The organism is Streptomyces sp. NPDC005496 (assembly GCF_042872045.1).
Classification (GTDB): Bacteria; Actinomycetota; Actinomycetes; order Streptomycetales; family Streptomycetaceae; genus Streptomyces.
This window is the reverse complement of the sequence record NZ_JBIAJQ010000009.1, coordinates 158,722-182,385: the sequence shown is the minus strand read 5'-3', so window position 1 is coordinate 182,385 and position 23,664 is coordinate 158,722. Positions and strand designations below refer to the sequence as shown.

Below are 23,664 nucleotides of genomic sequence, written 5' to 3'. Positions count from 1 at the left end.
GGGGGGTTGTCCCTGTGGTTTCCCCCCTGGGGGTGGGGTTGGGGGGGGGGGGGGGGGGGCCCCCCGGGGGGGCGGGGGGCGGGGGGGCCCCGCCGGGGGGGGGGGGGGGGGGGCCCCCCCCCCCCCCCCCCCGCCCGTCGCCGTTTGATCTACCCGTCGGTAGCATCCTGGCCATGGCAGACACCGAGCAGGTTGACGAGAGCACCGGCGCCAAGCAGGACGCCAAGGCCGAGCGCAGGGCCGCCCGGCTCGCCAAGGAGATCGCCGCCTTCGCCAAGGCGCACGGCGGCACCGAGGGCCACGTCGAGTACCTCGGGCAGCGCGGAGCCCGGATCGTGCTCGTCGGCGCCGACGGCGGCTGGGGCGACGTGGTGGCCCCCACCCACGCGATCGCCGAGCAGGCCGTGAAGAAGGCGGGCATCACCGTCCACGAGGAGTTCGACGGCGAGTTCGCCGCCAAGGTCGAAACGGGCCCCTACGAGTGGAAGCGCATGGCAGGCCTCCAACTGGGCAACCCCACCAGCTGAGCAAGCCCCGCAAGGGGCGCAGGGAACGGCGCGCCCAGCCCCTACGCACCCGCACCCAAGGTCCCGGGCGCAGCCCCGTAAGGGGCGCGGGGAACGGCGCGCCCAGCCCCTACGCACCCGCACCCAAGGTCCCGGGCGCAGCCCCGTAAGGGGCGCGGGGAACGGCGCGCGCAACCCCCACCCACCCGCACCCAAGGTCCCGGGCGCAGCCCCGTAAGGGGCGCGGGGAACGGCGCGCGCAACCCCCACCCACCCGCACCCGAAGTCCCGGGCGCAGCCCCGCAAGGGGCGCGGGGAACGGCGCGCCCAACCCCCACCCACCCGCACCCGAAGAGCCAGACGCACCCCGTAAGGGGGCGCAAGGAACGGCGCCCCCCGCCGGGAACACGCCCCTCCGCCCCCCGGCGGAAACCCCGGCGCACCCCCAAGAACAGGTGACAAAGCGGAGCGCCTTCGCACGGGGTGTGCGCCAGCAACACCTGAACCCGCCTCACCCGTTAGGACCTGAGTAAGCACGGTCCACACACGGGAGCCCGGATGATCGAAACGCCGTCCCTCGTGGACCAGTACTGCCACGGAGTGCTCCGCACGGAGCTGGGCCTCGGCACCTTCGAGGCCCATCTCTCCCGCACCGAGGGCCCCGCCGCCCCCGGCACCACCTTCTTCGACACGCAGACTGGTTTCGCGGTACGCCGCTGGTGCCCGCCCCTGCTCGGCCTCGAACCGCACTGTCCGCCGGCGCACTACCTCGCCCGGCGCCGAGAACTGGGCGTCCTGGAGTCGGGCCGCAGGCTCCTGCGGGGCAGCGGCATCACGACGTACCTCGTCGACACCGGACTGCCCGGCGACCTCACGGGTCCCGGCGAGATGGCCTCGGCGGGGGCGGCTGATGCCCACGAGGTGGTCCGGCTGGAGCTGCTCGCCGAGCAGGTCGCCGACACCTCAGGCACCGTCGAGTCGTTCCTCGCCAACCTCGCGGAGTCCGTGCACGGCGCGGCCTCGAACGCCGTCGCCTTCACCTCCGTGGCCGGCATGCGGCACGGCCTCGCGCTGGCACCGGAGCCACCGGGACCGGGGGAGGTGCGGGGTGCGGCGGGCCGCTGGCTGGCCGGGCGGCGCGTGGGCGGTGAGCTGAGCGACCCGGTCCTGCTGCGGCACCTGCTGTGGATCGCCGTGGCCTCGGGACTGCCGCTCCAGCTCCACGCGGGCGTGGGCGAGCCCGGCCTGCGCATCGACCGCACCGACCCGGCCCTGCTCACCGACTTCGCCCGCGCCACCGCCGGGCTCGGCACCGACCTCGTACTGCTGCACGGCTACCCGTACCACCGTCACGCGGCCCATCTCGCCGGCGTCTATCCGCACGTGTACGCCGACCTCGGTGCCGCGCTGGTGCGCACCGGGGCACGGGCGGCCGCGGTGCTCGCGGAGATCCTGGAGCTCGCGCCCTTCGGCAAGCTGCTCTTCTCCAGCGGCGCCCACGGCCTGCCCGAACTCCACGTGGTGGGCGCCCGCCTGTTCCGCGAGGCGCTCGCGCGGGTGCTCGGCACCTGGGTGGCCGAGGGGGCCTGGTCGCTCGCGGACGCGCAGCGGGTGGCCGGCCTCATCGCGGCGGGCAACGCCCGGCGGGTGTACGCCCTGGAGTGAGCGTCCCGGCGGTGCGGGAGCGTGCGTCCCGCGGGCGCGGGACGCGGCTCACGCGCGCGTGAGTGCCGATTCCGCCGAGGGACCGGGGACGTCCGCCACGGCGTCGGGCCGCTCGCGCAGCGCCAGCAGCACGCGCAGGACGCCGATCCACACCAGGCAGGAGCCCAGCATGTGCAGGCCGACCAGCGCCTCGGGGAGGTCCGTGAAGTACTGGACGTAGCCGATGACGCCCTGTCCGAGGAGGATCAGGAACAGGTCGCGGGTGCGGTCCAGCGGGCCCTTGGGGGCGTCGACGGCCTTGAGGACGAACCACAGTGCGAACGTCAGTGTCACCACGATCCAGGCCAGCACGGCGTGCAGCTTGGTCACGGTCTCCCAGTCCAGCGGCATGCGGTCGACGTCGCTGGAGTCCCCCGCGTGCGGACCCGCGCCGGTGACGACGGTGCCGACCGCGATCAGCAGCACGGACGCGGCGACCAGGAACCACACGAGCTGCTGCACGGCCTTGCCGACCAGCGGGCGCGGCTCGGCGTCGCCCTCCCGGGTGCGCTGCCACATCACCGTGGCGACCGCGATCAGTGCCGTGGAGAGAAGGAAGTGAGCGGCGACCGTGTACGGGTTCAGGCCGACCAGGACGACGATCCCGCCGAGGATCGCGTTGCCCATGACCACCCAGAACTGCGCCCAGCCGAGCCGGGTGAGGCCGCGCCGCCACGGCTTCTGCGAGCGGGCCGCGATGATCGCCCAGCCGACCGCGGCGCACAGCACGTAGGTCAGCATCCGGTTGCCGAACTCGATGACGCCGTGGAGGCCCATCGCGCTGGTGGTGGTCAGCGAGTCGTCCGTGCACTTGGGCCAGGTCGGGCAGCCGAGCCCGGAGCCGGTCAGCCGCACGGCGCCGCCGGTGACCACGATGACCACCGCCATGACGAGGGCGGCGAGGGCCGCCCGCCGCACCGTCCGGGGCGTGGGGGTCCAGTGTTCGGCGATGAAGGCGAGCGGACTGCGCGCGGCGAGGGCCACGTCGGCTCGGGTCACGTTTGGCACGTGCACCATCGTAGGCGGAGGCTTGTGCACGCCTTCACGAGGGGGAGGTCTCTACTCCCACCGGAAGAATCGGGCAGCCGCGCCGAGCCCCACGACCGCCCAGACGGCGAGGATCCCCAGGTCCCCCCACGGCATCCCGGCGCCGTGCTGGAGCACGTCCCGCAGACCGTCCGACAGGGCGGAGATCGGCAGCAGCCCGAGCACGTCCTGCGCCCCGGAGGGGAACTTGTCGAGCGGGACGACGACGCCGCCGCCGACCAGCAGCAGCAGGAAGACGAGGTTGGCGGCGGCCAGCGTTGCCTCCGCCTTCAGCGTGCCGGCCATCAGCAGCCCGAGCCCGGAGAAGGCGGCGGTGCCGAGGACGAGCAGGAGCAGCACGGCCAGCGGGTTGCCGTGCGGGGACCAGCCGAGCGCCAGCGCGATCGCGGTCAGCAGGATCACCTGGAGGATCTCGGTGACCAGCACGGACGCCGTCTTCGCGGTCATCAGCGCCCAGCGCGGCAGCGGGGAGGCGGCGAGCCGCTTCAGGACCCCGTAGCGGCGCTCGAAGCCCGTCGCGATGGCCTGCCCGGTGAACGCGGTCGACATCACCGCCAGCGCGAGGATGCCCGGCGCGAGGAAGTCGACGGCCTCGCCCTTGCCCGTGTCGACGATGTCCACCGTGCTGAACAGGACGAGCAGCAGCGTCGGGATGACGACCGTGAGGAGGAGCTGCTCGCCGTTGCGCAGCAGCATCTTCGTCTCCAGGGCCGCCTGCGCGCCGATCATCCGGGGGAGCGGCGCGGCTCCCGGCCGCGGGGAGTACGTACCGGCGGCGCTCATCCGCGCAGCTCCTTGCCCGTGAGTTCCAGGAAGACGTCTTCGAGGGTGTGGCGTTCGACGGAGATCTTCTCCGGCATCACCCCGTGCTGCGCGCACCAGGAGGTGACCGTCGCCAGCAGCTGCGGATCGACCTTGCCGCCCACCCGGTACGCGCCCGGCGTCAGCTCGGCCGCCGTCGAGTCCGCCGGGAGGGCCTTGAGCAGGGACCCCACGTCGAGTCCGGGGCGGCCGCTGAAGCGCAGGGTGTTCTCGGCGCCGCCGCGGCACAGCTCGTCGGGCGAGCCCTGCGCGACGACCCGGCCGGCGTCGATGATCGCGACGTCGTCGGCGAGTTCCTCGGCCTCGTCCATGTGGTGCGTGGTGAGGATGACGGAGACGCCGTCCGCGCGCAGATCGCGGACGAGGTCCCAGGTCGCGCGGCGGGCCTGCGGGTCGAGGCCCGCGGTGGGCTCGTCGAGGAAGACCAGCTCGGGGCGGCCGACGACGGCCATGGCGAGCGCGAGCCGCTGCTGCTGGCCGCCGGACAGCCGGCGGTACGTCGTCCGGCCGCAGCCGCCCAGTCCGAGCCGCTCGATCAGCGCGTCCACGTCCAGCGGGTGCGCGTGCAGCCGGGCCACGTGGCGGAGCATCTCCTCGGCGCGCGCGCCCGAGTACACACCGCCGGACTGGAGCATCACCCCGATCCGCGGACGCAGCCGGGCGGAGTCCCGGACCGGGTCGAGCCCCAGGACGCGCACGCTGCCGGAATCCGGCTTGCGGTACCCCTCGCAGGTCTCGACGGTGGTGGTCTTGCCCGCGCCGTTGGGTCCGAGGACGGCGGTGATGCCCGCCCCGGCCACCAGGTCGAGGCCGTCCACCGCGGTCTTCTTGCCGTACCGCTTCACCAGGGACTGGACCTGGACGACGGGCTCGCTTCGCATGAGGCGCAAGTCTAGGGACGCGACCGGGTGCCGCGGCGGGCGGGGGCCACGACCCCGGGGGCCCCGGACGTTCCCGCGCGGCCCCGCGACGGCTCCCCGGTGATCCACTCCTCGCGCGGGCGGTGCAGCGCCAGCCACCGCTGCGCGTACGCCACGGCGGCGGCCACCGGGAACAGCCGGGTCTCGGCGGCGCCCACCCGGCCGCGTACGACCGTGCGGTCCCGCTCGAAGTCGGCGCCCAGTTCGTCGAAGCGCTCCGAGCTGACCGACACCTCGGTCACCACCTCCCAGCGCGCCTCCCCGTCGGGCCCGGTCACCGGCCGCCCCACCTCGGCCAGGGGCGAGGGAATGCGGTACTCGGCCAGGTGGAAGGCGGTGCACGCGTCGTATCCGGCGCCGAGCAGCAGGACCCGGGCGTCCATGGCCTCCAGGCGGGCCAGCGGGCTGCGCTCGCCGAGGCGGCAGTCCGGGGCGTGCCCCTCGATCACCTGCGCCGCGCGCGGCCCCACGGCGGCGAACGAGGTCTGCGGGTGCGCGCTGCGCAGCGCGCCGGGCCAGGTGCGCACGGTCTCCGGGATCACGCCGACCCCCCGGCTGGGCGTCACGCGCGGGTCGTACGGGGGCATCGTCGCCCGGATGGCGGCCCACCACTCCTCGGGGACCGGTGGGTTCGCCCACAGCGCGGGGTCGGACAAGTCACCCGTCTGGGTGGGGACCACCAGGGTTCCCTCCGGACCGAGCGCGTCCAGCAGTCCCAGGACGACGGCCGGGGCCCCGCCGCAGACCCAGCCGAGCGAGCTGAGGGAGGAGTGCGCGAGGAGGGTCTCGCCGGGGCGGACACCGAGCGCTCGCAGCTGCTCGGCGACGTCGGTGCGGGTGACGAGTGGGCCGGTCGGAGGCGGTATGGGCACGTCCGGCAGTCTGGTGGACCGCCTCGGGGATTACCACCGTATTGATCGATCAAAGATCGTTTCCGCAGGTCATGTTAGGTATACCTAAGTGACGCAGCGCACCGTCCGCCCCGAGGGGGGCGGGTTGTCAGGCTCAAAGGAATTACGCAACAATGGCGTTGTGAAAAAGGTTGGCGAGGCTCCGCAGGAGGAACTCGCGACCGGTGAGCGGTCCACCCGCAACCGGGTCGCGCGCTCCATCCTGGACCACGGCCCGTCCACCGTGGCCGACCTCGCCGGGCGGCTCGGACTCACGCAGGCCGCCGTCCGCCGCCACCTCGACGCACTCGTCGCCGACACCGTCGTCGAAGCCCGCGAGCAGCGCGTCTACGGCGCACGCACGCGCGGACGCCCCGCGAAGGTCTTCGCCCTCACCGACTGCGGCCGGGACGCCTTCGACCAGTCCTACGACAAGCTCGCCGCGGACGCGCTCCGCTGGATCGCCGAGCGCGAGGGCGGTGACGAGGCGATCGTCGCCTTCGCCCGCGCCAGGATCGCCGCACAGGCCGGGGCGTACCGCGAAGCCATCGAGGCCGCGACCCCCGAAGAGCGCACCGAAGCGCTGGCCAGGGCCCTGAGTGCGGACGGGTACGCTGCTACGGCGCGCAGCGCACCGGTCGGCGAGCAGCTCTGCCAGCACCACTGCCCGGTCGCCCACGTCGCCGAGCAGTTCCCGCAGCTGTGCGAGGCGGAGACCGAGATCTTCTCCCAGCTGCTCGGTACGCATGTGCAGCGGCTGGCCACCATCGCCCACGGCGACGGTGTGTGCACCACCTTCATCCCCAAGATTTCCCAGACCACTGACAACGCATCTGCAAGCACGGCCGGGAGGAACCCCGCATGACTCTCCCCACGGAGACTGCTCACCCCGAACTCGAGGGTCTGGGCAAGTACGAATACGGCTGGGCCGACTCCGACACGGCCGGCGCCTCTGCGAAGCGCGGCATCAACGAGGACGTCGTCCGCGACATCTCGTCGAAGAAGAACGAGCCGGAGTGGATGACCAAGCTCCGTCTCAAGGGCCTGCGCCTGTTCGAGAAGAAGCCCATGCCGAACTGGGGCTCGGACCTGTCGGGCATCGACTTCGACAACATCAAGTACTTCGTGCGCTCCACGGAGAAGCAGGCGGAGTCCTGGGAGGACCTGCCCGAGGACATCAAGAACACGTACGACAAGCTCGGCATCCCCGAGGCGGAGAAGCAGCGCCTCGTCGCCGGTGTCGCGGCCCAGTACGAGTCCGAGGTCGTCTACCACCAGATCCGCGAGGACCTGGAGGAGCAGGGCGTCATCTTCCTGGACACCGACACGGCCCTGAAGGAGCACCCGGAGCTCTTCAAGGAGTACTTCGGCACCGTCATCCCGGTCGGTGACAACAAGTTCGCCTCGCTGAACACCGCCGTGTGGTCCGGCGGCTCGTTCATCTACGTCCCCAAGGGCGTGCACGTCGAGATCCCGCTCCAGGCCTACTTCCGTATCAACACGGAGAACATGGGCCAGTTCGAGCGGACGCTGATCATCGTCGACGAGGACGCCTACGTCCACTACGTCGAGGGCTGCACGGCGCCGATCTACAAGTCGGACTCCCTGCACTCCGCGGTGGTCGAGATCATCGTGAAGAAGGGCGCCCGCTGCCGTTACACGACCATCCAGAACTGGTCGAACAACGTCTACAACCTGGTCACCAAGCGCGCCGTGGCGTACGAGGGCGCGACCATGGAGTGGATCGACGGCAACATCGGCTCCAAGGTCACCATGAAGTACCCGGCCGTCTACCTGATGGGCGAGCACGCCAAGGGCGAGACCCTCTCCATCGCCTTCGCGGGCGAGGGCCAGCACCAGGACGCCGGCTCCAAGATGGTCCACATGGCGCCGAACACGTCGTCCAACATCGTCTCCAAGTCCGTGGCGCGCGGCGGCGGCCGCACCTCCTACCGCGGTCTCGTCGAGATCGGTGAGGGTGCCCACGGCTCGAAGTCCAACGTGCTGTGCGACGCGCTGCTCGTCGACACGATCTCCCGCTCCGACACGTACCCCTACGTGGACGTCCGCGAGGACGACGTGTCCATGGGCCACGAGGCGACCGTCTCCAAGGTCTCCGAGGACCAGCTCTTCTACCTGATGAGCCGCGGTCTCTCCGAGTTCGAGGCGATGGCCATGATCGTGCGCGGCTTCGTCGAGCCGATCGCGAAGGAACTCCCCATGGAGTACGCCCTCGAACTCAACCGGCTGATCGAGCTGCAGATGGAAGGCGCGGTCGGCTGAGACCCGTCCTGACAGCAGCGGCAATTTTCTGACGTAGGAAAGAGAGCAGACCGACAGCCATGGCTGAGGCTACGAATATCCCGGTGGGGTCCACCACCGCCGGCCAGATCGCGGTGGCCGCCGAGTCGACCGTCGCCACGCGCATGAGCGCGCCCCCCTCCTTCGACGTGCAGGACTTCCCGGTCCCGCACGGCCGCGAGGAGGAGTGGCGGTTCACCCCGCTGGAGCGCCTGCGCGGACTGCACGACGGCACCGCGGTCGCCACCGGCGAGGGCGTGAAGGTCGACGTCCAGGCCCCCGAGGGCGTCACCGTCGAGGCGGTCGGCCGTGACGACGCCCGCCTCGGCCGGGCCGGCACCCCGGTGGACCGTGTCGCCGCCCAGGCCTACTCGGCGTTCGAGAAGGCCGGTGTCGTCACCGTCCCCAAGGAGACGGTGCTCACCGAGCCGATCCGCATCGCCGTGCACGGCCAGGGCGGTGTCGCCTACGGCCACCAGGTCATCGAGCTGGGAGCCTTCGCCGAGGCCGTCGTCGTCATCGACCACACCGGTGACGCCGTACTGGCCGCCAACGTCGAGTACGTCCTCGGCGACGGCGCCAAGCTGACCGTCGTCTCCGTCCAGGACTGGGACGACAAGGCCGTCCACGTGGCCCAGCACAACGCGCTGATCGGCCGGGACGCCACCCTGAAGTCGTTCGTCGTCACCTTCGGCGGCGACCTCGTACGGCTGCACCCGCGCGTGGCCTACGCCGGCACCGGCGGCGAGGCCGAGCTGTTCGGCCTGTACTTCACCGACGCCGGCCAGCACCAGGAGCACCGCCTCCTCGTCGACCACAACACCCCGCACTGCAAGTCGAACGTCGCCTACAAGGGCGCGCTCCAGGGCGACGGCGCCCACGCGGTGTGGATCGGTGACGTCCTCATCGAGGCCAAGGCCGAGGGCACCGACACCTACGAGATGAACCGCAACCTGGTTCTGACCGACGGCGCCCGCGTCGACTCCGTGCCGAACCTGGAGATCGAGACCGGCGAGATCGTCGGCGCCGGCCACGCTTCGGCGACCGGCCGCTTCGACGACGAGCAGCTCTTCTACCTGATGGCCCGCGGCATCCCGGCCGACGACGCCCGCCGTCTGGTGGTCCGCGGCTTCTTCGCCGAGCTGGTCCAGCAGATCGGGGTCGCCGACATCCAGGAGCGCCTCCTCGCCCGTATCGACGAGGAGCTGGAGGCGTCGGTCTGATGACTGCTGCGTCCTTCGTACGCGCCTGTGCGCTGAGCGAGCTGGAGGAGGACACCCCCAAACGGGTGGAACTCGACGGCACGCCGGTGTCCGTGGTGCGCACCGAGGGCGAGGTGTTCGCGATCAACGACATCTGCTCGCACGCGAACGTCTCGCTCTCCGAGGGCGAGGTGGAGGACTGCCAGATCGAGTGCTGGCTGCACGGCTCCGCCTTCGACCTCCGCACCGGCAAGCCGTCCGGCCTTCCCGCGACGCGCCCCGTCCCCGTATACCCCGTAAAGATCGAAGGGGACGACGTGCTCGTCTCCCTCTCCCAGGAGTCCTGAGGCACCCATGGCAACGCTTGAAATCCGAGACCTGCACGTCACCGTCGAGGCCGACAACGCCACGAAGGAGATCCTCAAGGGCGTCGACCTCACCGTGAAGCAGGGCGAGACGCACGCCATCATGGGCCCCAACGGCTCCGGCAAGTCCACGCTCGCCTACTCGCTCGCGGGTCACCCGAAGTACACGATCACCGGCGGCACCGTCACCCTCGACGGCGAGGACGTCCTGGAGATGTCCGTCGACGAGCGCGCCCGCGCCGGCCTGTTCCTGGCGATGCAGTACCCGGTCGAGGTCCCCGGCGTCTCGGTCTCCAACTTCCTGCGCACCTCCGCCACCGCGATCCGCGGCGAGGCCCCCAAGCTGCGCACCTGGGTGAAGGAGGTCAAGGAGGCCATGGAGCGCCTCAACATGGACCCCGCCTTCGCCGAGCGCAACGTCAACGAGGGCTTCTCCGGCGGCGAGAAGAAGCGCCACGAGATCCTCCAGCTCGAACTGCTCCGGCCGAAGGTCGCGATCCTCGACGAGACGGACTCCGGTCTGGACGTCGACGCGCTCCGCATCGTCTCCGAGGGCGTCAACCGCGTCCGCGAGACCGGCGAGGTCGGCACCCTGCTGATCACGCACTACACGCGCATCCTGCGCTACATCAAGCCCGACTTCGTCCACGTCTTCTCGGCCGGCCGCATCGTCGAGTCCGGCGGCGCCGAGCTCGCCGACAAGCTGGAGAACGAGGGCTACGAGGCTTACACGAAGGGTGGCGTATCCGCGTGACGCAGCTGCCGGGCCTCCTCGACACCGAGGCGATCCGCAAGGACTTCCCCATCCTGGACCGGCAGGTCCACGACGGTAAGAAGCTCGTGTACCTGGACAACGCGGCGACCTCGCAGAAGCCGCGCCAGGTGCTCGACGCCCTCAGTGGTTACTACGAGCGCTACAACGCCAACGTCCACCGCGGTGTGCATGTGCTCGCCGAGGAGGCCACGGCGCTGTACGAGGGCGCGCGCGACAAGGTCGCCGCCTTCATCAACGCGCCGAGCCGCGACGAGGTGATCTTCACCAAGAACGCCTCCGAGTCGCTCAACCTCGTGGCCAACATGCTGGGCTGGGCCGACGAGCCCTACCGCGTGGACCACGAGACCGAGATCGTCATCACGGAGATGGAGCACCACTCCAACATCGTCCCGTGGCAGCTGCTGTCGCAGCGCACGGGCGCGAAGCTGAAGTGGTTCGGGCTCACCGACGACGGCCGCCTCGACCTGTCCGACATCGAGGAGGTCATCACCGAGAAGACGAAGATCGTCTCCTTCGTGCTGGTCTCCAACATCCTGGGCACGGTCAACCCGGTCGAGGCGATAGTGCGCCGCGCCCAGGAGGTCGGCGCGCTGGTCCTCATCGACGCCTCGCAGGCCGCCCCGCACATGCCGCTGGACGTGCAGGCGCTGCAGGCCGACTTCGTCGCCTTCACCGGACACAAGATGTGCGGCCCGACCGGCATCGGCGTCCTGTGGGGCCGCCAGGAGCTGCTGGAGGACCTGCCCCCGTTCCTCGGCGGCGGCGAGATGATCGAGACGGTGTCGATGCACTCGTCGACGTACGCTCCCGCTCCGCACAAGTTCGAGGCGGGCACGCCCCCGATCGCCCAGGCGGTCGGTCTCGGCGCGGCCATCGACTACCTGAGCTCGATCGGCATGGACAAGATCCTCGCCCACGAGCACGCGCTCACCGAGTACGCGGTACGGCGGCTCGCGGAGGTCCCCGACCTCAGGATCATCGGCCCGACGACGGCCGAGGACCGCGGTGCCGCGATCTCGTTCACGCTGGGTGACATCCACCCCCACGACGTGGGCCAGGTCCTGGACGAGCAGGGCATCGCCGTCCGGGTCGGACACCACTGCGCGCGCCCGGTCTGCCTGCGGTACGGAATTCCTGCGACCACGCGAGCGTCGTTCTATCTGTACTCCACGCCTTCCGAGATCGACGCCCTGGTCGACGGCCTGGAGCACGTACGGAACTTCTTCGGCTGAGGAGCTGGCTGAGTCGTGAAGCTTGATTCGATGTACCAGGAAGTCATCCTGGACCACTACAAGCACCCGCACGGGCGCGGTCTCCGGGATGGCGACGCCGAGGTGCACCACGTCAACCCCACGTGCGGCGACGAGATCACGCTGCGCGTGAAGTACGACGGCGAGCAGATCGCGGACATCTCGTACGAGGGCCAGGGCTGCTCGATCAGCCAGGCCTCGGCCTCCGTGCTGAACGAGCTTCTCGTCGGCAAGGGGCTGTCCGAGGCGCAGAAGGTCCAGGAGACCTTCCTGGAGCTGATGCAGTCCAAGGGCCGGATCGAGCCGGACGACGCGATGGAGGAGGTGCTGGAGGACGCGGTCGCGTTCGCCGGCGTCTCCAAGTACCCGGCCCGGGTCAAATGCGCCCTCCTGAGCTGGATGGCATGGAAGGACGCGACGGCCCAGGCACTGGGCGAGAGCGCCGAGAGGAAGACGGCATGAGCGAGAACGAGACCCTGACGACGAAGCCGGCCTCGGAAGAGGAAGTCCGTGAGGCGCTGTACGACGTCGTCGACCCCGAGCTGGGCATCGACGTCGTCAACCTCGGCCTGATCTACGGCATCCACATCGACGACGCGAACATCGCGACGATCGACATGACGCTGACGTCCGCGGCCTGTCCGCTGACCGACGTCATCGAGGACCAGGCGAAGTCCGCCACGGACGGCATCGTCAACGAACTGCGCATCAACTGGGTCTGGATGCCCCCGTGGGGCCCCGACAAGATCACGGACGACGGGCGCGAGCAGCTCCGCGCGCTCGGGTTCAACGTCTGATCCACACCCCGTGAACGAGGCCCCCGGCATCCCGCCGGGGGCCTCGTCCGTGTGCGCGTCGCGCATTTCCCGTCCGGGCCGATTCCCGATCCCAGGTCCCGCCCGCGGTCGCCGACGGCTCCGAGGGTGTCCGTCGTTGTGTACGCGCGTACACAAACGACGGGTACCCTCGCCCGCATGGGATACGTGCTGCTCGCCGGGGCCATCGCCGCCGAGGTGGCCGCCACGACCGCCATGAAGTACAGCGAGGGCTTCAGCAGACTCTGGCCGTCGCTGGTGACGCTCCTCGGCTACGTCGTCGCGTTCGCGCTGCTGGCGCAGACCCTCAAGACGGTGTCGGTCGGCACCGCGTACGCCATCTGGGCGGGTGCCGGGACCGCCGTCATCGCCGCCATCGGGATGCTCTTCCTGGGCGAGGGCCTCACCGCGGCCAAGCTCACCGGCATCGCGCTGATCATCGCCGGGGTCGTCGTGCTGAACCTGGGCGGGGCCCACTGATGGCCCGCCGCCACGACCCGGAGCGGCGCGGTCGGATCGTCGAGGCGGCGATCCGCGTCGTCGGCGCCAAGGGCATCGCGGGGCTGACCCACCGCTCCGTCGCCGCCGAGGCCGACGTGCCGCTCGGCTCCACCACCTACCACTTCGCCACCCTCGACGAACTGCTGGTCGCCGCGCTGCGCCAGGCCAACGAGGGCTTCGCGAAGGTGCTGGTCTCGCGCGGCGACCTGGAGGACACCCGGGCCGACCTGGCCGCCGAACTCGCCGGACTTCTGGGGGAGTGGCTGGCCGGGGACCGCACGGGCGTCGAGCTGGAGTACGAGCTGTACCTCGCCGCGCTGCGCCGCCCCGCGCTTCGGCCGGTCGCCGCCGAGTGGTGCGAGGACCTCACCGAACGGCTCGCCCGCCGCACGGACCCGCTCACGGCACGGGCCCTCGTCGCCCTCGTCGACGGGATCTGCCTCCAGGTGCTGCTGACCGGGGCGTCGTACGACGAGGAGTACGCGCGGGAGGTGCTGGCTCGGGTTGTTCGGTGAGGGGTGGGTGGGGTCGGTGGGTGGTGGGCCGGGGCGGGGCGTGAGCACGGGCGCGGGCCGACGGGGTGGGCTGCGGCGGGCGGCCCGGGTGATCCGTCGGTGGCGCAGAGGGGGACCGGTGTTTCCTGGGCGCCCCGGCCGGCGGGGGAGTGGTCGCCGGTGGTCCGGCCGGCCCGGTCTCTGAGACGCCCCGCGCACGGGTTCGCCTCCGCGGCCCTCGGCCGGTTAGGTTGCCCTCATGACCGACACGACTGCTACTCGCACCACCGGCGCCGTCGCCGCCGGGCTCGCCACCCTCACCGCCGACGGCACCGTCCTCGACACCTGGTTCCCCGCCCCCGAACTGTCCGCCGAGCCCGGCCCGGCCGGCACCGAGCGGCTGTCCGCCGAGCGTGCCGTGGAGCTGCTCGGCGAGGGCGCCGCCAAGGCCATCGGGCCCGACGCCCGCCGTGGCGTCGAGGTGGTCGCGGTCCGTACGGTCATCGCCTCGCTCGAAGAGAAGCCGACCGACGCCCACGACGTCTACCTGCGCCTGCACCTGCTCTCGCACCGGCTGGTGCGGCCGCACGGCCAGAGCCTGGACGGCATCTTCGGCCACCTCGCCAACGTCGCCTGGACCTCGCTCGGCCCGGTCGCCGTGGACGACGTGGAGAAGGCCCGCCTGAACGCCCGTGCCGAGGGCCTGCACCTCCAGGTGACGTCCATCGACAAGTTCCCGCGCATGACCGACTACGTCGCCCCGAAGGGCGTCCGCATCGCCGACGCGGACCGCGTCCGGCTCGGCGCGCACCTCGCCGAGGGCACGACCGTCATGCACGAGGGCTTCGTGAACTTCAACGCGGGCACGCTCGGCACGTCGATGGTCGAGGGCCGCATCTCGGCCGGCGTCGTCGTCGGCGACGGTTCGGACATCGGCGGCGGCGCCTCCACGATGGGCACCCTCTCCGGCGGCGGCAACGTCCGTATCACCATCGGCGAGCGCTGCCTGGTCGGCGCGGAGGCCGGCGTGGGGATCGCGCTGGGCGACGAGTGCGTGGTGGAGGCCGGTCTGTACGTCACCGCCGGCACCCGCGTCACGATGCCCGACGGCCAGATCGTCAAGGCCCGCGAGCTCTCGGGCGCCTCGAACATCCTCTTCCGCCGCAACTCGGTCACGGGCACGGTCGAGGCCCGCCCGAACAACGCGGTCTGGGGCGGCCTGAACGACGTGCTCCACAGCCACAACTGACCACAGGCGGCCGTGACTTGCGGCCACCTCATCGGTCAACGCCCCGACCTGCCGCCGAGTTGCCGGTAGCTGTCGACGTTGACCACCATTGAGCGCCCTTCCATGGCCCGAGGACGGCCGGGGAGGGCGTTCGCCTTCCCCAGCAGCGTGCCGGGAGGACGTCCGCTGCTGTCGGCACGGGAGCGGTGCGTGCGGTGAACCCTGTTCAGGTGGTGTGCGCTCCCTCTGTGCGCTGGTTGCGACCTTGTGTGACTCGCCCGGGCGCAGCACGGTTCAGGTGGACGCTGCTCGGTGCTTGCTGCAGGACCGTCACGGAGGGGTGGTACGTCGTGGGTTCAGCCAGTGAATGGGCACGTGAGACCTTCGGGGACATCGCCGGTGAGCTGGCCGACATCATCCCGGCTTGCCTCCTCCGCGCTCATGACCGTGCCCGGACCGGGCACGAGGGCGTCCACACGCAGACGCTCGAAGCCTACGGACACGGCCTCTACGCGGTGCAGTACGAGGAACTGGCCGCCGGTATCTCCGGGCTCGGGGAAGCCGTGCGCCTGCAAGGGCGCACGCTCATGCTCGTCCGCGGCCACCTGATCTACCCCCTCCGCTACGCGAAGAAGGACGTACCCGTCACGGCCGCACGTCTCCGTCGAGCCACGGGCTTCCGAGCAGACCTGATCCGACGCCACGGCCCACCTCCCAGGCAGCAGGCATTCGACCTGGACTGGGGAGAACTCGATGACTCCGAGGTGCATCCAGACCTGGAGCTGCTTCCGGAAGACGTACGGCTCGTCCTTGTCGCCTACGCCTGCTCGATGGAGAAGGGCGTCATGCGCATCGAGTGGGGTTCCGCGGAGCTGCGCCGCGAGGACCGGTACCTGATCTGGCACCGTCACGAGCCGTTGCCGACCAGAGATTGACGCCGACAGCGGGCCGCACCCACACCGTGCGTGATACCGAGCGCCCTTCCGTCGTCCGTGCGGGAGGGCGCTCGGTCGTCAGCCGGGGGCGGCCGCGGCGAACCGTGCGAGCGTCTCGAAGTCGCCCTCGCGCAGGCCGGTGCGCGGGTTCACGTGGTGCAGGAGGGCGGGGCCCGGATGGCGGGCGGCCACGTACGCGGTGTCCGCCGGGCTCTGTTCGTCGTCCACCCATGCGAACGGGCGCCGTCCCGCGTACGTGAGGATCGCCTCCGTCTTCCGGTGGACGCCGTCCGGCCGCTCCGTCAGCAGCGTGTCCCCGAAGTCGACGTACGGCAGCTCGGGCAGGCCGACGACGGGAGCGATCCACCGATTGGCGGCGTCCATCCACGTAGTGGCCCAGCACAGGTCGAAGCCGAGACCGAGCAGCGCCCGCCCGTGGCCGGGGTGGAGCCACACCCGTAGGGGGCGGCCGGGCCGCAGGGCCACCAGGATCGTGGTGTAACCCTCGGGCGGACGCCGCGGCCCCGCCGCGTACGGGTTGAGGGGGCCGTCCACATCGAGGAACAGCAGGGGTCTGCTCACCCCGCCAACGTACGGCAGCGGGCGGCCGGCGCACCGGAAGGTTCTTTCTCGCGGGCGCAGGCATAGCGGGGGCCCGTCCGGAGCGTCACACGGGGCAGAGGGGACGGGCACATGCCCGGCCGGGGAAAGAGAAGGTGACGATGGATGCCGAAGGGCAGGAACGATTCCGGGAGTTCGTGGCGAACCGGTCGTCCGCGCTGCTGAAGACGGCCGTGCTCCTCAGCGGCGGGGACCGGCACGCGGCCGAGGACCTGCTGCAGAACGCCCTGATCAAGGCGGCCGGCCGCTGGCACCGCATCGACGAACCCGAGGCGTACGTACGGCAGATCCTCTACCGGCAGCAGATCAGCCGCTGGAGGCTGAAGTGGCCGCGCCGTGAACTGAGCGTCGCCGAGCCGCCGGAGGGGACGGCGGACGCGGACACCTCCGCCGCGGCCGACCTGCGCCTGCTGATGCGCGGGGCGCTCGCCCGGCTCACCGCCCGGCAGCGCACCGTGCTGGTGCTGCGCTACTTCGAGGACCTGCCGGAGGCCGACGTGGCCCGGCTCCTGGGCTGCTCCGTCGGAACCGTGCGGTCCACGACGCACCGCTCCCTCGCCCGGCTGCGCGCCCTCGCCCCCGAACTCGCCCCCCTGGCGCCGGCCGACGGCGAAGAGCGGCCGTCCCGTGACTTCTCGCCGATGGAGGCGCGCCCGTGAACGTCGAAGAACTGGTACGCGAGTCGCTCCGCGAGCAGGCCCTCGAACAGCCGCCGCTCGGCGCGGAGTTCGCCGATCGGGTGCTGGCCGTGCGCCGCCGCCGCACGCGGGCTTTCGCGTCCGCCGCCGCGGCCACCGCCGCCGTGGTCACCGTCGCCGTGGCGGTGCCGCTGCTCGGCTCCGGCAAGGACGAGGTGCGCCTCGCGAGCGAGATGAACCGCAGCGACATCATCGCCCACCCCGGCCAGACCCCGCCCAGGGACCTGATCGCGGCGGGCGACACCGCGCTGGCCGCCTACTACACCCTGCACCGGGTCGAGCGGAGCGCGAAGACGGCCGTCAACACCCGTACGTACTCCCTGCTGGACCAGAAGACCGGCAAGTACGTGAAGACGGCCAAGTGGTCCTTCGTCAGCGTCGCGCCGGGGATGCGCACCGCCGCCGTCCTGGAGAAGAAGCTGCCCGCGAAGCGGATCGGCGTGCTGGACCTGCTCACCGGCAAGGTCGAGCGCTGGATCCCGGCCGCCCGCGGCGTCGGGTCCGTCGAGTTCTCGCCCGACGGCGGCAAGCTGGTCGCGACGACGTACTCCGAGAACCCCGACCTGGTCTACAAGGCGGACTACGACAGCGACGGCGACGGCAAGAAGAACGACTGGATGCCGTCCTACGACCAGTCGCACCGCACCGGCTTCTACGTCGTCGACGTGGGCTCCGGCACGAGCTCCTGGGGCGGGGTGGAGAAGGAGACGTCGGAATCCGGGGGCGTCAACCCCCGCCAGGACTTCTCCTTCAGCGCCGACGCCGGACTGGTCTACTCGGGGCTCACCTCCGAGCCCTCCGAGCAGTACTACGACCTCAAGGGCAACAAGGTCCCCGAGCCCGCGAAGGAGAAGTACCTCCACTGGTACGTCCAGGCGCGGCTCTCGCCCGACGGCAAGCTCGCGGCCGGGGATTTCGCGGGCGGGGCGAAGACCACGGCCTCCGAGATCCTCGACCCCTACACCGGCAAGAGGGTGGCCAAGGTGCACGGCCAGCAGCTGCTGGCCTGGGTCGACAACAAGCGGCTCATCGCCTGGGACATCGAGCCCGGGACCAACGAGTTCCACAACCGGCTGATGCTCGTCACCATCGGCAGCGACAAGGTCGTCCCGCTCAGTGGTTTCCGCAAGGGCGACGAGAGCGGGGGCGGGCGCTGGACACCGGTCTTCGCCCGGCGCTGACGCGTCGGGCGACGCGGGGCGGGTGTCGGGAGCCGAGGGGCCGGGCTGGCCGGGGACCGGCCCGGCCCGTCAGGACGGTGGGGGCGGACGGGGGTCGGCCCCACCCGTCAGGACACCTCGGCGACCAGCCGCTCGTACGCGGCCAGCAGCCCGTCGGCCGCCTCGCGCCCGGCGGGCCGCAGCGGCGCGCGGACCGGTCCGGAGGGCAGATCGAGCCGGGCGAGGAGCGCCTTCGCGGTGACCGCTCCGGGCAGCCCCGCGGACATCATCAGCTCGGTCAGCCCGATGGTCAGCCGCTGCCTGCGCGCCGCCTCCGCCGTGTCACCGGCGTCGAACGCGTCGAGCACGGAACGGAACTGACGGGGCGCCACATTCGCGACCGTGGACACGTATCCCGCGCCACCGATCGCGTACAGGGCGAGGACCTGCTCGTCGCAGCCCGCGTAGAACGCCAACTCCGTGTGCGCCAGCACCTTCTGGGTGCCGAGGAGGTCGTACGCGCAGTCCTTGACCGCCACGATCCGGGGGTGCTCCGCCAGCCGGATCATCGTCGCCGGTTCGATCCGGGTCCCGGTGCGGCCGGGGATGTCGTAGAGCACGATCGGCAGTCCGCAGGCGTCGGCGACGTCCCGGAAGTGGGCCTCGACGGCGTCCTGGGGCGGCCTGCTGTAGTAGGGCGCGGTGACCAACAGCCCGTCCGCGCCCGCCTGTTCGGCCGCCAGGGCCAGTTCCACGGTGTGCCGCGTATCGGCGGTGCCCACCCCCGCGACGACCGGCACGTGCGGGCCGACCGCCGAGCGCACCGCGCGCACGAGCGCGGACTTCTCCGCGTCCGAGGTCGTCGGCGACTCACCCGTGGTGCCGGAGAGCACCAGGCCGTCGCACCCCTCGGCGATCAACCGGACGGCGAGCCGCCGTGCTCCGTCGAGGTCTAACGCGCCGCTCTCGTCGAACGGGGTGACCATCGCGCAGAGCGCGCGGCCGAAGGGGGCGCCGGGTGCCACCCGTGCGGTGCCCGGGGCGGTGCCAGGAACGGTGGCCTGCGTACTCATGCGGTGTCCTGTGTGCTCATACCGACAGTCTCGGCACCCGGACAGTGAAGCTCCACTTAATTCTGCTACGAGATATTGGGCGCGTTCACTACACAGTCGCGGCAGTGAGGGCGGGAGGCACTGGTGCCAAGCGGGCCCCTCATGGGTCACCATGACGGAGTCGGAGTCGACGGCAGGTCACGGGAGGCACGATGAGGCTGGGCAAGGCACTCGCCACCGGAGTCGCGGAGGAGACCGGCACCACCGAGCAGGAGGCCGACCTCCGGGTCGCCGAGGCCATGGAGGAGATCGACGCTCCGTCGCCCGAAGAGGTCCCGGTCGCCCGATGAGGCTGCGGCTCCCCGAGGAACGCCCGACGGAGCCGCCGACCGGATACAAGATCGCCCACCCGGTGCTGTCCCAGGACGGCACCCGGGCCGGGTTCACCGGCGTCTCGCTCGGCGGCGCGCTGCCGTACGGAGTGCTGGACGAGGCGCGCTGCGTCTACGGACGGCGCCACCGTGCACCCCACCGCCGCTGCGACTGCGGCTTCCACTGCGTGCACGACCGCGCCGCGGCCCGGGCCCTGCTGTGCACCGCCGAGCACCGGGCGGCGGTCCTGCTGGAGGTTTCGGTCCTCGGCGCCTACATCCGATTCGAACACGGATTCCGGTACGCCCGCCAGCGGGTCCGGACCGCCACCGTCGGCCCCTGTGCCTGCGGAGCCACGGCCGTGGCCCTCGCCGACGCGGCCTGGGGGCGCCCGGGGTGGCTCGCGCTCACGGCGGCGTGCGCGGGATGCGTACGCGGCCGTACGTCGCTGTCGCTCGCCGGATTCGCCCGCCTCGCCGGTGAGGGGCTGAGGGTACGAGCGGCCGACGGGATGGCTCTCCCGCCCGCCGAACAGGGCCTGCGCGAGCTGGTCGCGGAGGCCGCGTTCCTCCAGGCGCGGCTCGACGTGTTCCAGAGCCAGTTGGCGCGTCTGGACGAACGGGGACCGCAGGGGTAGCCCCCGCCGGTCCGGGTACCCGGCCCTCCTCAAGCGAGAGGAGGCGGGACACCGTGACCGGGATCATGAACAGCAGGCCCGTGCGGGACGAACACGGGAATCAGTCGGTGGGCGAGCTCGTCGGGCAGGCCACCGAGCAGCTCTCCCAGCTCGTACGCCAGGAGATGACCCTGGCCAAGGAGGAACTGGCCGAGAAGGGCCGGCGCGCGGGCAAGGGCGGCGGGATGATCGGCGCGGCCGGCGCCGTCGGCTACGTCGGGCTGATGGCCCTGGCCGGCACCGGCGTGGCCGCCCTCTCCCTGGTGTTGCCGGTGTGGGCCGCGGCGCTCATCGTGACGGCGGTGCTCTTCGTGATCGCCGGAGTACTGGCGGCCATGGGCCGGGCACAGCTGCGCCAGGCCACTCCGCCCACACCCGAACGGGCGCTTGACAGCGTCAAGGCCGATGTCGACGAGATCAAGGAAAGGGCGCATCGATGACGAACGACAAGACGGGCGCGGACGCCGCGAAGGCGGCCGGAGCACAGGTCCCCGGTGTGCAGCCGGGCACTGACACCGCCGGGGCCACCGCGGGCGCCAAGCCCGGTTCGGACGCCCCGGAGTCGGTGGGCGCCAAGGGCCCCGAGGAGCTGCGGCGGCAGATCGAGGAGACCAGGAGCCGGCTCGGCGACACGGTCGAGGAACTCGCCGCGAAGGCAGACGTGAAGGCCCGCGCCCGGGCCCGCGCCGCCGACCTCAAGGACAAGGCCGGCGCCATGACCGTCCAGATGAAGGGCACCGCCGGCCAGGCGGGCCAGGTCGTGCAGACCAAGGCCGCCCAGGCCGGACACGTCGTGCAGGGCAAGGCCGCCCAGTGCGGTCACGTCGTGCAGGAGAACATGCCGGAGCCGGTGCGCAACGCGGCGTCCACCGTCGTCCAGGCCGGACGTCGGCACCCCGGCCCCGTCCTGATCGGCGCGGGCGTGATCCTCGCGGTCTCCCTGATGCTGCGGCGCCACAACGGACACCACTGACACCGGCGGCACCGGCGGGCCCCCTGCCGGCGCCGACCCGGACGCCACCAAGCGCGCGACACCGCGCCAGTGCCCCTGAGAACCACGGCACTGGCGCTTCGTCGTGAGTGGGGGCGGGAGGTGGAGGCGTAGCAGCCGAACCGGGCGCGGAAGGCGGGGACTTGGGAGCAACGCCGGGCGTCGCGCCGGTGGTGGGGCGTTGAAGCGGCGCCGGGCATCGCGACGGCGGCGGGTGCGGGGGCGGCGGGCATCGCGATGGTGGCTGGGACGAGGGTGTCGCCCGGTGGCGGGGACTTGGGAGCCGCGTCGGACATCGTGACGGTGGGGGTACGGGAGCGGCTCCGGGCATCGCGACCGTGGTGCGGGTGCGGGAGCGGCGCGTCGGGCATCGCGACGCCGGCAGGGGTGCGGACGTAGGCGCGGCGGCCGCGACGACGAGCGGCGACGGGCGGGACCGACCAGGTCCCGCCGCCGTCGCCGCGTACGGTGGCGCCGCCGGACGGCACCCGCGTCCGGTGCGGCGCCGCCTCAGCCCGTCCTGCCGCCCTGCGCCGCCCGCGCCCGGGCCTCCCGGAGGGCCCGCAGCCGCGGCGGCCACTTGCGGGTGTCCCGCGGCTCCACGTAGGGCTCCTCGGTGGCCGGCTGACCTCCGGTGATCGCGCGCTGGCGGGCGAGTTCCGCGTCGAACTCCAGGCCCAGCAGGATCGCCAGGTTCGTCAGCCAGAGCCACACGAGGAAGATGATGGCGCCCGCGAGCGCGCCGTACGTCTTGTTGTAGGAACCGAAGTTGGCCGCGTAGAGGGCGAACCCGGCGGAGGCGGCCAGCCAGACGAGCGTGGCGAGGACGCTGCCGGGGCTCACCCAACGGAATCCGCGGTCACGGACGTTGGGGGCCGCCCAGTACAGCAGGGCGATCATCAGGATCACCAGTACCAGCAGTACGGGCCACTTGGCGATCGACCAGGCGGTGATCGCCGCGTCGCCGAGCCCGACCGCGGTGCCCGCCCGCTCGGCCAGCGGACCGGTGAACACGACGATCATGGCGCTCACCGCGAGCATCACCATCAGGGCGATGGTCAGGATCAGCCGCAGCGGGGTGACCTTCCAGACGGGGCGCCCCTCCGGCAGGTCGTACACCGCGTTCGAGGTGCGGATGAAGGCGGCGACGTAACCTGACGCGGACCACAGGGCGAAGAGCAGGCCGACGATCGCGAGCACGCTCCCCGTGCCGCCGCTGTCGCCCAGCTGCACGACCGCGTCGTGCAGGATGTCGCGGGCCGGCCCGGGGGCCAGGTCGCCGACGTTGTCGAGGAGTTTGTCCGTGGTGCGCTGTCCGGCCACGCCCAGCAGGGACACCAGCACCAGCAGCGCGGGGAACATCGACAGCACGCCGTAGTACGTCAACGCGGCCGCCCGGTCGGAGAGTTCGTCGTCCATGAACTCCTTCGCCGTGCGTCGCACCACCGCCCACCAGGAGTGCGCGGGCAACTCGGAGGGGCTGTCCTTCTCGGTCAGCCCCTCTCTCTCCGGATCCGGTCGCTTCTCGTCCATGACCTGACGTGTCTCCCGAAACGGCGCCGTGAAGCCGCCCCGGGAAGCCGAATCCTGCTTCGGTGCCCGGCGGGGCGCGGCCCGCCGACAATCCGAGTCGCCTGGACAAATTAATTTTTCGGTGAGACCGTGGAGGCATGCTGGACGTGACCGTGATCGAGGACGCAGAGGCCGCCGCCGCCTCCCTGGACCCGACGAGGGCCCGGCTGCTGGCGGAGCTGGCGGCCGGCCCGGCGTCGGCCGCCATGCTGGCGGGGCGGGTCGGGCTGCCCCGCCAGAAGGTGAACTACCACCTGAAGACCCTGGAGCGGCACGGCCTGGTCGAGCTCGCGGGCGAGCGCCGCAAGGGCAACGTCACCGAGCGGTTGATGCGCGCGACCGCGGCGTCGTACGTCATCTCGCCGCTCGCTCTCGCCGCCGTGCAGCCCGACCCCGACCGCTTCCGGGACCAGCTGTCCGCGCGGTGGCTGCTCGCGCTCGGCGCCCGGCTCGTCCGGGACGTCGGGTCACTGATCACCGGTGCGGCGAAGGCGCGCAAGCGCCTGGCCACCTACGCCCTCGACGGCGAGGTGACCTTCGCCTCCGCCGCCGACCGCGCCGCGTTCATCGAGGAGCTGACGCAGGGTGTCGGCGCCCTCGTCCGCAAGTACCACGACCCGGACGCGCAGGGCGGGCGGGACCACCGCATCGTCCTCGCCGTCCACCCCACGGTCAGACCCGGCACCGGTGCCGACGAACCGCCCGCGCCGGAGATCGGGGCGCCGTCATGAGCGCCGCCACCGCCGTCCGACCCGCCCCCCGAGTGC

Annotated in this window: 28 protein-coding genes; 21 read left to right on the top strand and 7 right to left on the bottom strand. The window is 71.8% G+C overall.

The window, feature by feature from the left end; genetic code table 11:
• Nucleotides 1–173: 173 nt before the first annotated feature.
• Both ACFYQQ_RS27195 and ACFYQQ_RS27190 read left to right on the top strand, forming a co-directional pair.
• Nucleotides 174–527, top strand: coding sequence for a hypothetical protein (locus ACFYQQ_RS27195; RefSeq protein WP_355794364.1), 354 nt, complete (start codon nucleotides 174–176; stop codon nucleotides 525–527).
• A gap of 537 nt (nucleotides 528–1,064) precedes the next feature.
• Nucleotides 1,065–2,171: an amidohydrolase family protein gene (locus tag ACFYQQ_RS27190; RefSeq protein ID WP_356175649.1), complete on the top strand. Its 1,107-nt coding sequence runs from the start codon at nucleotides 1,065–1,067 to the stop codon at nucleotides 2,169–2,171.
• Nucleotides 2,172–2,219: 48 nt separating this feature from the next.
• On the opposite strand, the gene ACFYQQ_RS27185 is transcribed toward ACFYQQ_RS27190, so the two are convergent.
• From ACFYQQ_RS27185 to ACFYQQ_RS27170, 4 genes are read right to left on the bottom strand one after another with little or no spacing between them, the layout of a single operon-like run.
• On the bottom strand, nucleotides 2,220–3,227 hold the full coding sequence (locus tag ACFYQQ_RS27185) for a COX15/CtaA family protein (protein ID WP_356175646.1): 1,008 nt from the start codon (nucleotides 3,225–3,227) through the stop codon (nucleotides 2,220–2,222).
• 42 nt (nucleotides 3,228–3,269) lie between these two features.
• Nucleotides 3,270–4,040: an ABC transporter permease gene (locus ACFYQQ_RS27180; protein ID WP_355794178.1), complete on the bottom strand. Its 771-nt coding sequence runs from the start codon at nucleotides 4,038–4,040 to the stop codon at nucleotides 3,270–3,272.
• The gene (locus tag ACFYQQ_RS27175) at nucleotides 4,037–4,960 is read right to left on the bottom strand and encodes an ABC transporter ATP-binding protein (RefSeq protein ID WP_356175643.1); all 924 of its coding nucleotides are present in this window, start codon (nucleotides 4,958–4,960) and stop codon (nucleotides 4,037–4,039) included. The genes ACFYQQ_RS27180 and ACFYQQ_RS27175 overlap by 4 nt, the downstream gene beginning before the upstream one ends.
• Before the next feature lie 11 nt (nucleotides 4,961–4,971).
• Nucleotides 4,972–5,871: an AAC(3) family N-acetyltransferase gene (locus ACFYQQ_RS27170; protein WP_355786270.1), complete on the bottom strand. Its 900-nt coding sequence runs from the start codon at nucleotides 5,869–5,871 to the stop codon at nucleotides 4,972–4,974.
• 160 nt (nucleotides 5,872–6,031) lie between these two features.
• Between ACFYQQ_RS27170 and ACFYQQ_RS27165 the strand changes: the two genes are divergently transcribed.
• The 12 genes from ACFYQQ_RS27165 (at nucleotide 6,032) to ACFYQQ_RS27110 (ending at nucleotide 15,755) form a co-directional block, all read left to right on the top strand.
• Complete coding sequence (locus tag ACFYQQ_RS27165) at nucleotides 6,032–6,754, top strand: metalloregulator ArsR/SmtB family transcription factor (RefSeq protein ID WP_355786272.1); 723 nt, start codon at nucleotides 6,032–6,034, stop codon at nucleotides 6,752–6,754.
• A complete protein-coding gene (sufB, locus tag ACFYQQ_RS27160) occupies nucleotides 6,751–8,172 on the top strand; it encodes a Fe-S cluster assembly protein SufB (protein ID WP_355786275.1) in 1,422 nt (473 codons plus the stop codon). Before ACFYQQ_RS27165 ends, sufB begins: the two co-directional genes overlap by 4 nt.
• Nucleotides 8,173–8,231: 59 nt before the next feature.
• Nucleotides 8,232–9,413, top strand: a complete 1,182-nt coding sequence (gene sufD, locus ACFYQQ_RS27155; RefSeq protein WP_356239080.1) for a Fe-S cluster assembly protein SufD — start codon at nucleotides 8,232–8,234, stop codon at nucleotides 9,411–9,413.
• A complete protein-coding gene (locus tag ACFYQQ_RS27150) occupies nucleotides 9,413–9,739 on the top strand; it encodes a bifunctional 3-phenylpropionate/cinnamic acid dioxygenase ferredoxin subunit (protein ID WP_355790809.1) in 327 nt (108 codons plus the stop codon). Before sufD ends, ACFYQQ_RS27150 begins: the two co-directional genes overlap by 1 nt.
• Nucleotides 9,740–9,746: 7 nt before the next feature.
• Nucleotides 9,747–10,511 carry a Fe-S cluster assembly ATPase SufC gene (gene sufC, locus ACFYQQ_RS27145; protein WP_355790812.1) on the top strand — a complete coding sequence of 255 codons (765 nt, stop codon included), beginning with the start codon at nucleotides 9,747–9,749 and terminating at the stop codon, nucleotides 10,509–10,511.
• Nucleotides 10,508–11,764 carry a cysteine desulfurase gene (locus ACFYQQ_RS27140; protein ID WP_355790815.1) on the top strand — a complete coding sequence of 419 codons (1,257 nt, stop codon included), beginning with the start codon at nucleotides 10,508–10,510 and terminating at the stop codon, nucleotides 11,762–11,764. The genes sufC and ACFYQQ_RS27140 overlap by 4 nt, the downstream gene beginning before the upstream one ends.
• A gap of 15 nt (nucleotides 11,765–11,779) precedes the next feature.
• Nucleotides 11,780–12,244: a Fe-S cluster assembly sulfur transfer protein SufU gene (gene sufU, locus ACFYQQ_RS27135; RefSeq protein ID WP_355790818.1), complete on the top strand. Its 465-nt coding sequence runs from the start codon at nucleotides 11,780–11,782 to the stop codon at nucleotides 12,242–12,244.
• Nucleotides 12,241–12,579 (top strand): metal-sulfur cluster assembly factor, encoded by a 339-nt coding sequence (locus tag ACFYQQ_RS27130; protein ID WP_355790821.1) that lies wholly within the window; start codon nucleotides 12,241–12,243, stop codon nucleotides 12,577–12,579. The genes sufU and ACFYQQ_RS27130 overlap by 4 nt, the downstream gene beginning before the upstream one ends.
• A 177-nt stretch (nucleotides 12,580–12,756) precedes the next feature.
• A complete protein-coding gene (locus tag ACFYQQ_RS27125; protein ID WP_356175633.1) occupies nucleotides 12,757–13,077 on the top strand; it encodes a multidrug efflux SMR transporter in 321 nt (106 codons plus the stop codon).
• Nucleotides 13,077–13,613 carry a TetR family transcriptional regulator gene (locus ACFYQQ_RS27120; protein ID WP_355786766.1) on the top strand — a complete coding sequence of 179 codons (537 nt, stop codon included), beginning with the start codon at nucleotides 13,077–13,079 and terminating at the stop codon, nucleotides 13,611–13,613. The genes ACFYQQ_RS27125 and ACFYQQ_RS27120 overlap by 1 nt, the downstream gene beginning before the upstream one ends.
• 238 nt (nucleotides 13,614–13,851) lie before the next feature.
• On the top strand, nucleotides 13,852–14,841 hold the full coding sequence (dapD, locus tag ACFYQQ_RS27115) for a 2,3,4,5-tetrahydropyridine-2,6-dicarboxylate N-succinyltransferase (protein WP_355786764.1): 990 nt from the start codon (nucleotides 13,852–13,854) through the stop codon (nucleotides 14,839–14,841).
• 329 nt (nucleotides 14,842–15,170) lie between these two features.
• Nucleotides 15,171–15,755, top strand: coding sequence for a hypothetical protein (locus tag ACFYQQ_RS27110; protein ID WP_355786761.1), 585 nt, complete (start codon nucleotides 15,171–15,173; stop codon nucleotides 15,753–15,755).
• Between the two features lie 78 nt (nucleotides 15,756–15,833).
• Here the strand turns inward: ACFYQQ_RS27110 and ACFYQQ_RS27105 are convergent, their stop codons facing one another.
• The gene (locus ACFYQQ_RS27105) at nucleotides 15,834–16,337 is read right to left on the bottom strand and encodes a hypothetical protein (RefSeq protein WP_355786759.1); all 504 of its coding nucleotides are present in this window, start codon (nucleotides 16,335–16,337) and stop codon (nucleotides 15,834–15,836) included.
• Nucleotides 16,338–16,477: 140 nt separating this feature from the next.
• Here ACFYQQ_RS27105 and ACFYQQ_RS27100 point away from each other — a divergent pair, with 140 nt between their 5' ends.
• Nucleotides 16,478–17,035 (top strand): SigE family RNA polymerase sigma factor, encoded by a 558-nt coding sequence (locus ACFYQQ_RS27100; RefSeq protein ID WP_355786756.1) that lies wholly within the window; start codon nucleotides 16,478–16,480, stop codon nucleotides 17,033–17,035.
• Nucleotides 17,032–18,255, top strand: coding sequence for a WD40 repeat domain-containing protein (locus ACFYQQ_RS27095; RefSeq protein ID WP_355786754.1), 1,224 nt, complete (start codon nucleotides 17,032–17,034; stop codon nucleotides 18,253–18,255). Before ACFYQQ_RS27100 ends, ACFYQQ_RS27095 begins: the two co-directional genes overlap by 4 nt.
• A gap of 107 nt (nucleotides 18,256–18,362) precedes the next feature.
• On the opposite strand, the gene dapA is transcribed toward ACFYQQ_RS27095, so the two are convergent.
• Entirely contained in the window at nucleotides 18,363–19,307 is a 945-nt protein-coding gene (gene dapA / locus ACFYQQ_RS27090; protein ID WP_355786751.1) for a 4-hydroxy-tetrahydrodipicolinate synthase, read from the bottom strand.
• 191 nt (nucleotides 19,308–19,498) lie between these two features.
• Between dapA and ACFYQQ_RS27085 the strand changes: the two genes are divergently transcribed.
• From ACFYQQ_RS27085 to ACFYQQ_RS27070, 4 genes are all read left to right on the top strand, one after another.
• A complete protein-coding gene (locus tag ACFYQQ_RS27085) occupies nucleotides 19,499–19,636 on the top strand; it encodes a hypothetical protein (RefSeq protein ID WP_355786749.1) in 138 nt (45 codons plus the stop codon).
• Nucleotides 19,633–20,295 carry a hypothetical protein gene (locus tag ACFYQQ_RS27080; protein WP_355782625.1) on the top strand — a complete coding sequence of 221 codons (663 nt, stop codon included), beginning with the start codon at nucleotides 19,633–19,635 and terminating at the stop codon, nucleotides 20,293–20,295. The genes ACFYQQ_RS27085 and ACFYQQ_RS27080 overlap by 4 nt, the downstream gene beginning before the upstream one ends.
• Nucleotides 20,296–20,360: 65 nt before the next feature.
• The gene (locus tag ACFYQQ_RS27075) at nucleotides 20,361–20,774 is read left to right on the top strand and encodes a phage holin family protein (RefSeq protein ID WP_388905466.1); all 414 of its coding nucleotides are present in this window, start codon (nucleotides 20,361–20,363) and stop codon (nucleotides 20,772–20,774) included.
• Entirely contained in the window at nucleotides 20,771–21,307 is a 537-nt protein-coding gene (locus ACFYQQ_RS27070) for a DUF3618 domain-containing protein (RefSeq protein ID WP_388905385.1), read from the top strand. Before ACFYQQ_RS27075 ends, ACFYQQ_RS27070 begins: the two co-directional genes overlap by 4 nt.
• A 528-nt stretch (nucleotides 21,308–21,835) precedes the next feature.
• Here the strand turns inward: ACFYQQ_RS27070 and ACFYQQ_RS27065 are convergent.
• Nucleotides 21,836–22,858 carry a YihY/virulence factor BrkB family protein gene (locus ACFYQQ_RS27065; protein ID WP_356175617.1) on the bottom strand — a complete coding sequence of 341 codons (1,023 nt, stop codon included), beginning with the start codon at nucleotides 22,856–22,858 and terminating at the stop codon, nucleotides 21,836–21,838.
• Between the two features lie 137 nt (nucleotides 22,859–22,995).
• Here ACFYQQ_RS27065 and ACFYQQ_RS27060 point away from each other — a divergent pair, with 137 nt between their 5' ends.
• Nucleotides 22,996–23,628 (top strand): helix-turn-helix domain-containing protein, encoded by a 633-nt coding sequence (locus ACFYQQ_RS27060; RefSeq protein ID WP_355786721.1) that lies wholly within the window; start codon nucleotides 22,996–22,998, stop codon nucleotides 23,626–23,628.
• The last annotated feature ends 36 nt before the right edge of the window (nucleotides 23,629–23,664 follow it).

Bases quoted from the DNA above. Each gene is read 5' to 3' on its own strand.
- ACFYQQ_RS27195 (WP_355794364.1), top strand. From the start codon at position 174: ATGGCAGACACCGAGCAGGTTGACGAGAGCACCGGCGCCAAGCAGGAC.
- ACFYQQ_RS27190 (WP_356175649.1), top strand. From the start codon at position 1,065: ATGATCGAAACGCCGTCCCTCGTGGACCAGTACTGCCACGGAGTGCTC.
- ACFYQQ_RS27185 (WP_356175646.1), bottom strand. From the start codon at position 3,227: ATGGTGCACGTGCCAAACGTGACCCGAGCCGACGTGGCCCTCGCCGCG.
- ACFYQQ_RS27180 (WP_355794178.1), bottom strand. From the start codon at position 4,040: ATGAGCGCCGCCGGTACGTACTCCCCGCGGCCGGGAGCCGCGCCGCTC.
- ACFYQQ_RS27175 (WP_356175643.1), bottom strand. From the start codon at position 4,960: ATGCGAAGCGAGCCCGTCGTCCAGGTCCAGTCCCTGGTGAAGCGGTAC.
- sufB (WP_355786275.1), top strand. From the start codon at position 6,751: ATGACTCTCCCCACGGAGACTGCTCACCCCGAACTCGAGGGTCTGGGC.
- sufD (WP_356239080.1), top strand. From the start codon at position 8,232: ATGGCTGAGGCTACGAATATCCCGGTGGGGTCCACCACCGCCGGCCAG.
- ACFYQQ_RS27150 (WP_355790809.1), top strand. From the start codon at position 9,413: ATGACTGCTGCGTCCTTCGTACGCGCCTGTGCGCTGAGCGAGCTGGAG.
- sufC (WP_355790812.1), top strand. From the start codon at position 9,747: ATGGCAACGCTTGAAATCCGAGACCTGCACGTCACCGTCGAGGCCGAC.
- ACFYQQ_RS27130 (WP_355790821.1), top strand. From the start codon at position 12,241: ATGAGCGAGAACGAGACCCTGACGACGAAGCCGGCCTCGGAAGAGGAA.
- ACFYQQ_RS27125 (WP_356175633.1), top strand. From the start codon at position 12,757: ATGGGATACGTGCTGCTCGCCGGGGCCATCGCCGCCGAGGTGGCCGCC.
- ACFYQQ_RS27120 (WP_355786766.1), top strand. From the start codon at position 13,077: ATGGCCCGCCGCCACGACCCGGAGCGGCGCGGTCGGATCGTCGAGGCG.
- dapD (WP_355786764.1), top strand. From the start codon at position 13,852: ATGACCGACACGACTGCTACTCGCACCACCGGCGCCGTCGCCGCCGGG.
- ACFYQQ_RS27100 (WP_355786756.1), top strand. From the start codon at position 16,478: ATGGATGCCGAAGGGCAGGAACGATTCCGGGAGTTCGTGGCGAACCGG.
- dapA (WP_355786751.1), bottom strand. From the start codon at position 19,307: ATGAGTACGCAGGCCACCGTTCCTGGCACCGCCCCGGGCACCGCACGG.
- ACFYQQ_RS27085 (WP_355786749.1), top strand. From the start codon at position 19,499: ATGAGGCTGGGCAAGGCACTCGCCACCGGAGTCGCGGAGGAGACCGGC.
- ACFYQQ_RS27080 (WP_355782625.1), top strand. From the start codon at position 19,633: ATGAGGCTGCGGCTCCCCGAGGAACGCCCGACGGAGCCGCCGACCGGA.
- ACFYQQ_RS27075 (WP_388905466.1), top strand. From the start codon at position 20,361: ATGAACAGCAGGCCCGTGCGGGACGAACACGGGAATCAGTCGGTGGGC.
- ACFYQQ_RS27070 (WP_388905385.1), top strand. From the start codon at position 20,771: ATGACGAACGACAAGACGGGCGCGGACGCCGCGAAGGCGGCCGGAGCA.
- ACFYQQ_RS27065 (WP_356175617.1), bottom strand. From the start codon at position 22,858: ATGGACGAGAAGCGACCGGATCCGGAGAGAGAGGGGCTGACCGAGAAG.
- ACFYQQ_RS27060 (WP_355786721.1), top strand. From the start codon at position 22,996: ATGCTGGACGTGACCGTGATCGAGGACGCAGAGGCCGCCGCCGCCTCC.